Raw genomic sequence first — 12,808 nt, 5'->3', positions numbered from 1 at the left:
GTCGTGTCTGGAGGTCTAGTCGCCGGCGGGCTCGCCCGCGTCGAGCGCAGCGGTCACCGCTTCGGCGAAGTGCTGCAGCTCGGCGTCGTCGGCGGTGCCGGCGACGATCACGGTGGAGGCGCCGCGCTCGGTCGTGAGCACGAACTCGAGGTTGCCGGGATCCTCGGTCGCGCGCTGGTCGTGCTCGACCCAGGTCGTGCCGTCGATCACCCGCTCACCGGTCGGCACCGCATCCTCGATCTCGGTCACGAGCCAGGTGGGGTTCGCGTCGACCGCCTGCTGGAAGTACACGAAGTCCTCCTCGGGCGTGACGTAGCCGGCGTACCAGGTGAAGACCTGGTCCGAGCCGGTGCGGATCTCGGCCGCGTTCGACGCCCACGCGGCGTCCAGCTCCGGCACGATGAGCGGCTCGTCGGTGGTGGCCTGCGCCGCAGCCGCTGCCGCCGGGACGTCGATGGGCTCGCGCTCCGGCAGGCCGGGGCGCACGACGACGAGCACCATCACGAGCACGACACCGAGGCTGACCGCGACGGCGGCGACCAGGTTGATGAAGCTGCGGTTCTCGCGGTGTCGACGCGACGCCTCCGCCTTGCGCGCAGCGGTCTCCTCCGGCGTCTCGGGGCGCCCGAGCTCTGCGACGATGCGCGGCTCCTTGCGGCTCATGCCTCGTCGGCCTCCGCGGGCGTCGCCGCCGGAGCCGTGCCGCGAGCGGCGTCGAGCCGCTGCTTCGCGCCCTGCAGCCACTGCTCGCAGCGGTCCGCGAGGGCGTTGCCGCGCTCCCACAGCGCGAGCGACTCCTCGAGCGTCGCGCCGCCCGACTCGAGGGCGGTCACGACGCGCACGAGCTCGTCGCGCGCGGCCTCGTAGGAGAGCGCGTCGACGTCGCTGTTCTCGGGGGTGCTCACCCCGCCAGCCTACCGCTCGCCCCCGACATGCGAGACGTCGTCGCAGGCCTGTGCGACGATTGCCGCTTGCGCATCCGCCGACCGTCAGGAGCTCTCGTGCCCGCCTCGCCAGCCGCATCCACGATGGCCGAGATCACCCGCCTGAACCGCCTCGACACCACGAGCCGCGAGTCGAACCTCGCGCTCGTCGAGCACGTCGTCGAGCAGCTGCGGGCCGCCGGCGTCGAGCCGGTGCTCGTGCCGAGCCCCGACGGCACGAAGGCCAACGTGCTCGCGACCTTCCCCGCGGCCGACGGCGCGGTCGAGGGCGGCATCGTGCTCTCGGCCCACACCGACGTCGTGCCGGTCGACGGCCAGCGCTGGAGCAGCGAGCCCTTCGAGCCCGCCGAGCGCGACGGCCGGCTCTACGCGCGCGGCAGCGCCGACATGAAGTCGTTCCTGGGCGTGCTGGTGGCGAAGGCTCCGGCGCTCGCCGCCGTGCGGCTCGCCGAGCCCGTGCACCTCGCGCTCTCCTACGACGAGGAGGTCGGATGCGTCGGCGCGGTCGACCTCGTCGACGAGATCGTGCGACGCGGGCTGCGACCTCGCGGCTGCGTCGTGGGCGAGCCGACGAGCATGCGCATCGTGCGCGGACACAAGTCGATGAACGTCTTCCGCGCCGACGTGCGCGGCGTCGCGATCCACTCCTCGCTCGCGCCGCACGGCGTCAACGCCATCCGCTTCGCGACCGAGCTCGTGCGCTTCGTCGAGGGCGTCGCCGACGAGATGCGGGAGCACGGCCCCTTCGACGAGGGCTACCTCGTGCCCTCCACGACGGTCAGCGTCAACCGCATCGACGGCGGCATCGCCATCAACACCGTGCCCGCCGAGTGCGCGGTGCACTTCGAGTTCCGCGGACTGGCGAGCATCGACCACGATGCGCTCACCGCGCGCTTCGCCGAGGAGTGCCGTCGCATCGAGGCAGCCATGCGCGAGCTCGACGACTCGTGCCGCGTCGAGCTCGCGGTCACCGCCTCCGCGCCCGGCGTCGACACCCCGGCCGGCGCCGAGATCGTCGTGCTCGCCGAGCGGTGGGGCGGCGAGCCGAGCGACGCCAAGGTCACCTACGGCACCGAGGCCGGCCTGTTCGCCCGGGCCGGCATCCCGACCGTCGTCTGCGGCCCGGGCGACATCGCCCAGGCCCACGGTCCCGACGAGTTCGTCGAGCTCGACCAGATCGCGCGCTGCGAGGCCTTCGTCGATCGGCTGATCGACGACCTCCGCGCCGCCTGACCACCTGGTCCCGCACCCCTCCCTCCAGCGCGGCGACCGCAGCGCCGCCCGACCACCACGTCCCACCCAGGAGCACCCATGACCACGACCGCGCCCCAGGCCACGCCAGCTCGGCTCGCCGCCGCCCGCAAGGCGGTGATCTCCAGCTCGATCGGCGCCGCCCTCGAGTGGTTCGACATCATCGTCTACGCCTCGTTCGCGGTGGTGATCACCGAGGTCTTCTTCCCCGACGCCGGTGCCTACGGCCTCATCTACACGTTCGCGACCTTCGCGACGACCTACCTGATCCGGCCGCTCGGCGGCATGGTCCTCGGCAGCTTCGCCGACCGCAAGGGGCGCAAGAACGCCCTCACCATCACGCTGCTGCTCATGATGGTCGGCACGCTGCTGATGGCGGTCGCGCCCACGTACGCGATGGTCGGCGTCTGGGGCGGCGTGGTGATCCTGCTCTCGCGGCTCATCCAGGGCTTCTCCGCCGGCGGCGAGTTCGGCACGGCGACGACGTTCCTGATCGAGACCGCGCCCCACCGGAAGATGTTCTACGCCTCCTGGCAGATCGCCGCGCAGGGCGCCTCGATGCTGCTCGCCTCGGGCTTCGGCTTCGCGCTCAACACCTGGCTGTCGGAGGAGGACCTCTACGCCTGGGGCTGGCGGGTGCCGTTCTTCGTCGGCCTGCTCATCGGCCCCGTCGGCCTGTACATCCGCGCTCGCCTCGCGGAGCCGGATGAGCTCGGCGCGAACGAGCGCACGAAGTCGCCGCTCGGCTCGCTGCTGCGCGACCACGCAGGCCGGGTGCTGGCGGGCTCCGCCGTCATCGGCGTCGCGACCATCTCGGTCTACATGATCCTCTACATGCCGACCTTCGCCGTCTCGAACCTCGACATCCCGCCGACCGCCGCCTACCTCGGCGGCGTGGTGGCCGGGACGATCACCGTCTTCGGCTCGCCCCTCGTCGGGCGCCTCGCCGACCGCTTCGGGCCCGCGCGCATCATGACCTACGCCGCCGTCGCCGCGCTCGTGCTGGCGTGGCCGATCTTCCAGATCATCGTGACGCTGCGCAGCGTGCCGGCGCTGATCATCGCGATCGCGCTGCTGGGCACCATCATGGCGTTCTACTTCGCGCCGCTGCCGGGGCTGCTGTCGAACATGTTCCCCAAGGAGGTCCGCGGCACCGGGCTCTCGGTCGCCTACAACGTCGGCGTCACCCTGCTCGGCGGCATCGCGCCGCTCGTGCTGACCTGGCTCCTGCAGACCACCGGCTCGCTGAACGCACCGAGCTTCTACTACATGGCGATCGCCGTGCTGTCGCTCGTCGGCCTCTTCTTCGCGCGGAAGCGGTACGGCCAGCGCTGACGGCGGGCGCGGCCCCGGGCTGCGGCCCGGCGTCGCCGGGCGGCAGCGTCAGCGCTCGGGATGCGCGGCGCGTACGTCGGCGTCGAGGGTGCCGGAGGCGAGGGTCACCAGCAGCGCGTCGCCGGCCGCGATCGTCGCGGCGTCGCGCGCGACCGAGCCCGCGGCGGTCTGCACGACGGCGTAGCCGCGGTCGAGCGTCGCCTGCGGGCTGAGCGCGCGCAGCGTCTGCCGCAGGTGGTCGAGGCGCTGGCCGTGCTGCTCGACGCTGCGCGCCGCCAGCTCGTCGCTGCGCGCGGTCAAGCGGGCGAGATCCTGGCCGAGCGGCTCGAGGATGCTGCCGGGGCGCGCGAGCGCGGGCCTCGAGCGGAACGACTCCAGCCGCTCCGCCTCGCGCTGCACGTGCTGCGTGACGCGCGCGCGCAGCTGCGCCCGCGCCTGCGCGATCCGGTTCCGCTCCTCCGCGACGTCGGGCACGATGCGCTTGGCTGCATCCGTCGGCGTCGACGCTCGCAGGTCGGCGACGTCGTCCAGCAGCGGGCGGTCTGCCTCGTGGCCGATCGCCGAGACGATCGGGGTGGTGGCGGCCGCGACCGCGCGCACGAGCGACTCGTCGCTGAAGCCCAGCAGGTTCTGGAAGTCGCCGCCGCCGCGCGCGATGACGATGACGTCGACCTCGGGGTCGGCCTCGAGCCGCGCGAGCGCCGCGAGCACGGTCGGCACCGTCTGCTCGCCCTGCACGGCCGCGTGCTCGACGCGGAACTCCACGTCGGGCCAGCGCAGCTGGGCGTTGCGCAGCACGTCCTTCTCGGCGTCGGAGTCGCGGCCGGTGATCAGGCCGATGCGGTTCGGGAGGAACGGCAGCTGCCGCTTGCGCGAGGCGTCGAAGAGGCCCTCCTGCGCGAGGCTGCGGCGCAGCGCCTCGAGCCGGGCGAGCAGCTCGCCGAGCCCGACGTGACGGATCTGCGCGGCGACCATCGACAAGGTGCCGCCGCGCGGCCAGTAGTCCGGCTTGACGAGCAGCACGGCGCGGTCGCCCTGCGCGAAGTCGCCCTCGATGCGGCTGAGCGTCGAGCTCCAGACGTTGAACGAGATCGTGGCGTCGGCCGAGACGTCCTTGAGCTTGCCGAAGACGTTGCCCCTCGAGTTCGACCACTGCGTGATCTCGCCCTCCACCCAGAGGTGCCCGAGGCGCCCGATGTAGCCCTTCAGCTCTGCGCCGAGCCGCTCGACGCTCCACGGCTCGTCGGGGGTGCCGGTGATGCGCTCGGTCATCCTGCTCCTCTGCTGCGCGTGCTGCTGCGCTCGTGCTGTTCGCCCTGCGCGACCGCGGGGGTCGCCGGCTGGCTCCAACGGTAGACTGGGCCGGTGACGATCACGAACGGAAGGGTGCCGCTGGACATGCCGCGGCCTGCGCTCCGGAGGGGTCGGCTCCAGGATCTCCCGGTCGACGGCGGAAAGCGGATCCTGCTCGCGACCCCGCGGGGCTACTGCGCCGGCGTCGACCGCGCGGTGCTCGCGGTCGAGAAGGCGCTCGAGCAGTACGAGGGGCCGATCTACGTGCGCAAGGAGATCGTGCACAACAAGCACGTCGTCTCGCAGCTGACCGAGCAGGGCGCGATCTTCGTCGACGAGGTCGACCAGGTGCCCGAGGGCGAGCGCGTGATCTTCAGCGCCCACGGCGTCAGCCCCGCCGTCGTGCAGGGAGCCGCGGATCGCGGCCTCGACGCGATCGACGCGACGTGCCCGCTGGTGACGAAGGTGCATCGCGAGGCCGTGCGCTTCGCGCGCGACGACTACGAGATCCTGCTGGTCGGCCACGAGGGCCACGAGGAGGTCGAGGGCACCGCCGGGCACGCGCCCGAGCGCGTCACGATCGTGAACAACCCCGACGAGGCCGACACCGTGCAGGTGCAGAACCCCGACCGGCTGGTCTGGCTCAGCCAGACCACCCTCTCCGTCGACGAGACCATGGAGACCGTGCGCCGCCTCCGCGTGCGCTTCCCGAACCTCCAGGATCCGCCGAGCGACGACATCTGCTACGCCACGCAGAACCGCCAGGTGGCCATCAAGAAGGTCGCGGCGGATGCGGATCTCGTGATCGTCGTCGGCAGCGCCAACTCGTCGAACTCGGTGCGACTGGTCGAGGTCGCGCTCGAGTACGGCGCGAAGGCCGCCTACCGGGTCGACTACTCGACCGAGATCCAGCAGGAGTGGCTCGAGGGCGTGCGCTCGATCGGCGTCACGAGCGGCGCGAGCGTGCCGGAGGGCCTCGTGCACGAGGTGCTGCAGGAGCTCGAGGATGCCGGCTACCGCGATGTCGCCGAGATCCGCACGGCGGAGGAGGACCTGATCTTCTCCCTGCCGAAGGAGCTGCGCCCCAGCCGCAAGCGCTGACCCGCAGGCAGCCGGTCGATTCCTGGCGCGCTCCCAGCGGTCCTGGATACGCTCGCGGCATGACGGATCAGCAGCTTCGAGACGAGGACAGCACCCAGGTGACGGCGGCGGGCGCCGCTGCAGACGGCGCCGGCGGGATCGCGCCCGAGGGCACCGACGCGGTGCGCCAGGCGAGCGCGATCGACGCCGACCAGGTCGACGACGAGGAGGGCGCGCTCGGCTCGATGTCGACCGCCCCGGTCGACGCGGGCAGCGATGACGGCGCCGATCAGTGGGCCGAGCAGATGGCCGACGGCGAGGACTTCGACGAGTCGATGGGCGACCCTGCCGACGGTGACCGCGTACTCGCGACCGACGAGCTCGACGAGATCGACGACGAGGACGCGCCCGAGGGCGCCGAGGCGCGCGACGAGGAGTTCGAGGGCGACGATCCCGCCGACATCCCCGACGAGCACGGCGGCACGCAGGCCGGCGTGGACACCGACGACAACGGCGTCGACGACACGGTGATGCCCGAGGGCACCGACCGCATCATCGACGCGAGCGATTGGGAGTAGCGCGCGAGCGCACTGGCGGCGAGACCACGCAGGACGGGCACCCCGAGGGGTGCCCGTCCTGCGTCTGCCGCTGTGGCTACTTGCCGGACCAGCCGGCGGAGCCGAGCTGCTGCGTGGCGGAGGCGACGCGAGCGGCCATGGCGGTCTCGGCGGCCTTGCCCCATGCGCGGGGGTCGTAGACCTTCTTGTTGCCGACCTCACCGTCGATCTTGAGCACGCCCTCGTAGCCCCCGAACATGCTGCCCGCGACCGAGCGGGTGTAGGCGTACTGCGTGTCGGTGTCGATGTTCATCTTGATGACGCCGTTGCGCACCGCCTCGGCGATCTCCTCGTCGCTCGAGCCCGAGCCGCCGTGGAAGACGAGGTCGAGCGGCTTCGCGTCGGTGCCGTACTTCTCGGCGATCCCCGCCTGGATCTGCCCCAGCAGCTCGGGGCGGAGCTTGACGTTGCCGGGCTTGTACACGCCGTGCACGTTGCCGAAGGTGAGCGCCGCCATGTAGCGCCCGCGGTCGCCGAGGCCGAGCGCCTCGACGGTCGCGATGGCGTCGTCGAGCGTCGTGTAGAGCTGGTCGTTGATCTCGTGGCTGACGCCGTCCTCCTCGCCGCCGACGACGCCGATCTCGACCTCGAGGATCTGGTCGAGCGCGTGGGTGCGGGGGAGGATCTGCTTCGCGATCTCGAGGTTCTCCTCGAGCGGCACCGCCGAGCCATCCCACATGTGCGACTGGAAGAGGGGAGCGCGGCCGGCCTTGACCTCCTCCTCGCTCGCCTCCAGGAGCGGGAAGACGAAGCCGTCGAGGGCGTCCTTCGGGCAGTGGTCGGTGTGGAGCGCGACCTTGATCGGGTAGGCCTTCGCGACCTCGGTGGCGAAGCGCGCGAAGGCGATGGCGCCGCCGGCGCGGTTCTTGACGCTCTGGCCGGCGAAGAAGTCGGCGCCGCCCGTCGTCACCTGGATGATGCCGTCGGAGCCGGCGTCGGCGAGGCCCTGCAGCACCGCGTTGATCGTCGACGACGACGAGACGTTGATGGCGGGGTAGGCGAAGGCGTTCTTCTTCGCCTTGTCGAGCATCTCTGCGTACTCTTCTGGCGTTGCGACGGGCATGGCACAGCTCCTGTCAGGTCCGGGGTGCGGACCGCGGATCGCGGCCGCGCGGGTCTTGGTCAGTCTAGGTCGGCGCGCGTGCGGGCGCGCGCGTCCGTCACACCTCCCCGCCCCGTGCGCCTCCGCCACCGTCGCGCCCCGCAGTCCCGATGGCGCCTCGCAGCAGTCCGCGTCGCCTGCAACACGTGAGTGGCGCCTCCCGTGCCTGAGTGGCGCCTCCCGCGTCTGATTGGCGCGTTCCGCACGTGAGCGGCGCCTGCTGCGTCTCCGTGGCGCCGCTCGAGCGCGGCAGGCGCCGATGGATGGATGGAGGGAGGCGGCTGCGGCGGCCGGGCTGCCCGGGGGTGGCGGCGGTGTGACAGGGAACCCAACTTCCTATAGGATTTTGCGGACGCCTGCGGGACCGCGGGCATCCGATGCGAGGAGGCCGCGATGACGCGACTGTTCAATGACCCCAGCAGGTTCGCCGACGAGATGATCGAGGGCTTCGTCGCCGCCGCAGGCCGCTGGGTGCAAGCCGCACCGGGCGGCGTCGTCCGCTCCACCCAGGCGGACGAGGCCACGGTCGCCCTCGTGATCGGCGGCGGCAGCGGCCACTACCCGGCCTTCGGCGGCCTCGTCGGCCCGGGCCTCGCCCACGGCGCCGCGATGGGCAACCTCTTCGCCTCGCCCTCGTCGCAGCAGGTCTTCGCGATCGCGAAGGCCGCCGACCAGGGCAGGGGCGTGCTGCTGAGCTACGGCAACTACGCCGGCGACGTGCTGCACTTCGACCAGGCGCAGGAGAAGCTGCGCGCCGAGGGCATCGACGTGCGCACCGTCACCGTCACCGACGACATCTGGAGCGCGCCGAAGGATCAGCTGCACAAGCGTCGCGGCATCGCCGGCGACCTCGCGGTCTTCAAGGTGGCCGGTGCCGCTGCGGCGGCCGGCTACGACCTCGACGGCGTCGAGCGCGTCGCGCAGCTGGCCAACGCCCGCACCCGCTCCTTCGGCGTCGCGTTCTCGGGATGCACGCTGCCGGGCGCGGGCGAGCCGCTGTTCACGGTGCCCGAAGGGAAGATGGCGGTCGGCCTCGGGATCCACGGCGAGCCGGGCATCGACGAGGTGGACGTGCCGACGGCGGACGAGCTCGCCGAGCTGTTCATCGAGAAGCTGCTCGAGGAGGTGCCCGACGGCGTCTCGCTCGAGGGCGCACGGGTCGTGCCGCTGCTGAACGGCCTCGGCAACCTGAAGTACGAGGAGATGTTCGTCGTCTTCCGACGCGTCGCGCAGCTGCTCGACGAGCGCGGCATCGCCATCGTCGAGCCCGAGGTGGGCGAGCTCTGCACGAGCTTCGACATGTCGGGCGTCTCGCTCACGCTTCTGTGGCTCGACGACGAGCTCGAGACGCTCTGGGCCGCGCCGGCCGACAGTTCGGGCTTCACCAAGGGCTCGGTCGCGCCGCAGCGCGCCGCCGACGCGGTCTCCGCGACCGTGGCCGACACCGCGATCCCCGCGGCGAGCGACGAGTCGCGCGCCGCCGCAGCCGTGATCGATGCGGCGCTGACCGCCGTCGCCGCGGCGATCGACGAGGCCGCGGACGAGCTCGGCCGGATGGATTCGGTCGCCGGCGACGGCGACCACGGCATCGGCATGCAGCGCGGCTCTCGCGCGGGCGCCGACGCCGCGTCGACCGCGGCGGGGGCCGGGGCCGGCGCGCAGACGACGCTCGAGCGTGCGGCGGATGCGTGGAGCGACCGGGCCGGCGGCACGAGCGGAGCGCTCTGGGGCGAGATGCTCCGCACGCTCGGCGCGCACCTGGGCGACACCGATGCCGTGGCGGCCGAGGCCGTCGCCGAGGGTGTCGCGGCCGCGAAGGACGCCGTGATGGCGTTCGGCAAGGCCGCGGTGGGCGACAAGACCATGGTCGACGCCATCGTGCCCTTCGTCGACGAGCTCGCGCGCCGCGTCGGCGGCGGCGAGGGGCTGCGCGAGGCATGGGGCGCGGCGGCCGAGGTCAGCGGGGAGGCAGCGCGGTCCACGGCCGAGCTCGCGGCCACGCTCGGCCGCGCCCGCTCGCACGGCGACAAGTCGATCGGCACGCCCGACCCGGGCGCGATCTCCTTCGCGCTCATCACCACGACCGTCCACGACGTCCTCACGACATCCAAGGAGCAGTGACCATGGGCATCCGCCTCATCATCGGCAGCGACAAGGCCGGGTTCGACTACAAGGAGATCCTGAAGCGCGACATGGAGGCGAACGAGCTCGTCGACTCCGTCGTCGACGTGGGGGTCGACGACCCCGACGGCTCCACCTCGTACCCGAAGGTCGCGATCGAGGCCGCCGAGCGCGTCGCGCGCGGCGAGGCCGACCGCGCGCTGCTGCTGTGCGGCACCGGCATCGGCGTCGCGATCGCCGCCAACAAGGTGACCGGCATCCGCGCGACCGTCGCGCACGACTCCTTCTCGGTCGAGCGCTCGGTGCTCTCGAACGACTGCCAGGTGCTCACGATGGGCCAGCGGGTCGTCGGCATCGAGCTCGCGCGCCGACTGGCGGGGGAGTGGCTGACCTACACCTTCGACCCGTCGAGCCACTCGCAGGCGAACGTGGACGACATCTGCGCGTACGAGGGCTGAGCGGTGCTGATCGGCTCGAGCCTGAAGATGTACTTCGGGCGCGCCCGCACGCTCGAGTGGACGCGGGCCGTGGCCGCGATCTGCGCCGAGCACCCCGCCGTGCGGCGGGGGCTGGTCGAGCCGTTCGTGCTGCCGAGCTTCCCCTCCATCCCCGACGTCGTGCCGATCGCGACGGGGGCGGGGATGCTCGTGGGCGCGCAGGATCTGCACTGGGAGGACGCCGGGGCCTTCACCGGCGAGGTCTCGGCCGCCGAGCTCGCCGAGCACGGCGTCGCGCTCGCGGCGATCGGGCACGCGGAGCGTCGCCGGATGTTCGGCGAGACCGACGAGACGGTCGCGCTGAAGGTCGCGGCGGCGCTGCGGCACGGCATCGCGCCGGTGCTCTGCATCGGCGAGGAGGTGCGCGGTGACCACGACGCGGCCGCCCGCGCGTGCGTCGCGCAGCTCGACGCATCCCTCGCCCTCGCGCTCGAGGAGGGGCGCAGCGGACGACTGGTCGTCGCCTACGAGCCCGTCTGGGCGATCGGCGCGCCGGAACCTGCGGGCGACGAGCACATCCGCGCCGTCGGGCAGGCGCTGCGCGAGCACGCCGCGGGTCTGCCGCTCGACGTGCAGGTGATCTACGGCGGCAGCGCGGGCCCCGGGCTCCTGCCGCGCATCGCCGACTCGGTCGACGGCATGTTCCTCGGCCGCTTCGCGCATGACCCCGAGGCCTTCGCGGCGATCCTCGACGAGGCGCTGGGGCTCGAGGCGCCGCGATGAGCGTCACGGCATCGGCTGGAGGAGCGCAGGGCGGGGATGCCGACGACGCAGTGTCGATGCGCGTGAGCGAGATCGAGCGGCGCGGCCTGCGCGACCGCGTGTACGACCGCATCCTGGAGCTGCTGCTCGAGGGGCGCGTGGAGCCCGGATCGCGGCTGTCGATCGACATGCTCGCCAAGCAGCTCGACGTCTCGCCCACGCCCGTGCGCGAGGCCATGGTGCAGCTCGAGCGCACCGGGCTCGTCACGCGCGAGGCGCTCAAGGGCTACCGCGTCGCGCCGCCGCTGGATGCGCAGCAGCTCGATGAGCTCTTCGGCGCCCGGCTCATGCTCGAGCTCGAGGCGACCCGGCTGGCCCTGCCGCGCGCGGCGGCCCTGCTGCCGCGCCTGCGCCAGGCCCACCAGCTGCACCAGGAGCGCGCGGACCGCGTGATCGAGACGCTGCGCGGCGAACCGAGCCTGCGGGTGACGCAGGAGTACTTCGCGGCCGACGCCGCCTTCCACCGCGCCATCTTCGAGGGCACCGGCAATCGCTACCTCGTCGCGATGCACGACGACCTCGGAGCGATGACCCACCGGCTGCGGCAGGCCGTGATCCGCGGCGCGAACGACGTCAGCGAGGCGCATGCGGAGCACGGGGCCGTGCTGGAGGCCTTCGAGGCCGGCGACGCCGACACCGCGATCGCCGCGATGCGCGCGCACATCGACGGCGTGCGCGCCCGGTCGGTGGGCGAGGAGTCCGCGCCCGGCTGAGCGCGCCCGTGCCGGCGGTGCGGCGCGTCGCCCGCCGCTCGCGACGCGGTCGCCCGCCTGCGTGCACCTGCTTGCGCGCAGGCGATCCGACGGCTACATTTCCTATAGGATCTTCGATCAGGGCGCAGAGCCCGACGATTGCAACGGAGCAGACGACATGGCAGCGCAGCCCGCATTCACCGCAGAGACCTGGCCGATCGCCACGTGCCTGCACGGCATCCCCGCCGTCTCGACGGACGGGGTGGCCCTGCACGACGCGGATCCGCAGGTCTGGGACGACGCCTTCGCCCAGGTCGCCGACGTCGGCTTCAGCCTCGCCGAGCTGCCCGACAGCCACATCCGCCCGGCAGACCTCGAGCCGAGCCGCAAGGACGAGCTCTTCTCCATCCTCGAGCGGCACGGCGTGCGGATCCCCTCGGTGCACCTGCAGCGCCAGAGCGTCATCATGCCGGGCCACGAGGAGCGCAACCTCGCGTACGCCCACCGCACGATCGACGCCGCAGCCGAGTGGGGCATGGAGGTCTTCTCCACCGGCCTGCACCAGCCCTTCACCGAGGCCCAGCGCCGGGCGCTCTGGTTCTGGACGGCCCAGGGGCCGAAGGACCCGGACGACCCCGAGGTGTGGAGCGCGGCCGTCACGCGCCTGCGCGAGCTCGGGAAGCACGCGGCGGACGTGGGCCTGCGGATGTCCCTCGAGATGTACGAGGACACCTACCTCGGCACCGCCGACTCCGCCGTGCGCCTCGTCGAGGAGATCGGCCTCGACAACGTGGGCCTCAACCCCGACATCGCCAACCTCATCCGCCTGCACCGCCCGATCGAGGACTGGCGCGAGATGCACGCGAAGACGCTGCCCTACGCGAACTACTGGCACGTCAAGAACTACACGCGCGACGAAGCCGCGGACGGGTCGTGGGCGACGAGCGTGCCGAGCACGATGGAGGGCGGCCTCATCAACTACCGCCAGGTCGTGCGCGACGCGCTCGAGCTCGGCTTCGACGGCATCTTCCTCATGGAGCACTACGGCGGGGACAGCCTCGGCAACTGCTCCACCAACCAGCGCTACCTGCGCTCGCTCCTCCCGAAGGGCTGA

The 12,808-nt window shown here is 72.4% G+C and carries 12 protein-coding genes and 1 pseudogene; 9 read left to right on the top strand and 4 right to left on the bottom strand.

What is annotated here, in order from left to right; all coding sequences use genetic code 11:
• Positions 1 to 15: 15 nt before the first annotated feature.
• Complete coding sequence (locus tag AA0Z99_RS08070) at positions 16 to 663, bottom strand: DUF4245 family protein (RefSeq protein WP_413316580.1); 648 nt, start codon at positions 661 to 663, stop codon at positions 16 to 18.
• On the bottom strand, positions 660 to 905 hold the full coding sequence (locus AA0Z99_RS08065) for an exodeoxyribonuclease VII small subunit (protein WP_413316579.1): 246 nt from the start codon (positions 903 to 905) through the stop codon (positions 660 to 662). The genes AA0Z99_RS08070 and AA0Z99_RS08065 overlap by 4 nt, the downstream gene beginning before the upstream one ends.
• Before the next feature lie 96 nt (positions 906 to 1,001).
• Between AA0Z99_RS08065 and argE the strand changes: the two genes are divergently transcribed.
• Positions 1,002 to 2,177 carry an acetylornithine deacetylase gene (gene argE, locus AA0Z99_RS08060; protein WP_413316578.1) on the top strand — a complete coding sequence of 392 codons (1,176 nt, stop codon included), beginning with the start codon at positions 1,002 to 1,004 and terminating at the stop codon, positions 2,175 to 2,177.
• A gap of 78 nt (positions 2,178 to 2,255) precedes the next feature.
• Positions 2,256 to 3,530 carry an MFS transporter gene (locus AA0Z99_RS08055; RefSeq protein WP_413316577.1) on the top strand — a complete coding sequence of 425 codons (1,275 nt, stop codon included), beginning with the start codon at positions 2,256 to 2,258 and terminating at the stop codon, positions 3,528 to 3,530.
• A gap of 4 nt (positions 3,531 to 3,534) precedes the next feature.
• Here the strand turns inward: AA0Z99_RS08055 and xseA are convergent.
• A pseudogene (gene xseA, locus AA0Z99_RS08050) lies at positions 3,535 to 4,802 on the bottom strand (exodeoxyribonuclease VII large subunit); the annotation flags it as partial.
• A 126-nt stretch (positions 4,803 to 4,928) separates the two neighbouring features.
• On the opposite strand from xseA, the gene AA0Z99_RS08045 reads away from it, so the two are divergent.
• Both AA0Z99_RS08045 and AA0Z99_RS08040 read left to right on the top strand, forming a co-directional pair.
• Positions 4,929 to 5,924: a 4-hydroxy-3-methylbut-2-enyl diphosphate reductase gene (locus tag AA0Z99_RS08045; protein ID WP_413320815.1), complete on the top strand. Its 996-nt coding sequence runs from the start codon at positions 4,929 to 4,931 to the stop codon at positions 5,922 to 5,924.
• Positions 5,925 to 5,983: 59 nt separating this feature from the next.
• Entirely contained in the window at positions 5,984 to 6,481 is a 498-nt protein-coding gene (locus tag AA0Z99_RS08040) for a hypothetical protein (RefSeq protein WP_413316576.1), read from the top strand.
• 76 nt (positions 6,482 to 6,557) lie between these two features.
• Here AA0Z99_RS08040 and fbaA read toward each other — a convergent pair whose 3' ends face one another.
• Positions 6,558 to 7,583, bottom strand: coding sequence for a class II fructose-bisphosphate aldolase (gene fbaA, locus AA0Z99_RS08035; RefSeq protein ID WP_413316575.1), 1,026 nt, complete (start codon positions 7,581 to 7,583; stop codon positions 6,558 to 6,560).
• Between the two features lie 432 nt (positions 7,584 to 8,015).
• Between fbaA and AA0Z99_RS08030 the strand changes: the two genes are divergently transcribed.
• The 5 genes from AA0Z99_RS08030 to AA0Z99_RS08010 all read left to right on the top strand — a co-directional run bounded on the left by AA0Z99_RS08030 (position 8,016) and on the right by AA0Z99_RS08010 (position 12,808).
• Positions 8,016 to 9,743: a dihydroxyacetone kinase family protein gene (locus AA0Z99_RS08030; RefSeq protein WP_413316574.1), complete on the top strand. Its 1,728-nt coding sequence runs from the start codon at positions 8,016 to 8,018 to the stop codon at positions 9,741 to 9,743.
• A gap of 2 nt (positions 9,744 to 9,745) precedes the next feature.
• Positions 9,746 to 10,201, top strand: a complete 456-nt coding sequence (locus tag AA0Z99_RS08025; protein WP_413316573.1) for a ribose-5-phosphate isomerase — start codon at positions 9,746 to 9,748, stop codon at positions 10,199 to 10,201.
• 3 nt (positions 10,202 to 10,204) lie between these two features.
• Positions 10,205 to 10,963, top strand: a complete 759-nt coding sequence (locus AA0Z99_RS08020) for a triose-phosphate isomerase family protein (RefSeq protein ID WP_413316572.1) — start codon at positions 10,205 to 10,207, stop codon at positions 10,961 to 10,963.
• A complete protein-coding gene (locus tag AA0Z99_RS08015; protein ID WP_413316571.1) occupies positions 10,960 to 11,715 on the top strand; it encodes a GntR family transcriptional regulator in 756 nt (251 codons plus the stop codon). Before AA0Z99_RS08020 ends, AA0Z99_RS08015 begins: the two co-directional genes overlap by 4 nt.
• Before the next feature lie 157 nt (positions 11,716 to 11,872).
• Complete coding sequence (locus AA0Z99_RS08010) at positions 11,873 to 12,808, top strand: sugar phosphate isomerase/epimerase family protein (protein ID WP_413316570.1); 936 nt, start codon at positions 11,873 to 11,875, stop codon at positions 12,806 to 12,808.

It is taken from the genome of Agrococcus phoenicis (genome assembly GCF_047302415.1).
Lineage (GTDB): Bacteria > Actinomycetota > Actinomycetes > Actinomycetales > Microbacteriaceae > Agrococcus.
The sequence above is the reverse complement of the archived record's forward strand: the minus strand, read 5'-3'. Positions and strand labels throughout refer to the sequence as shown.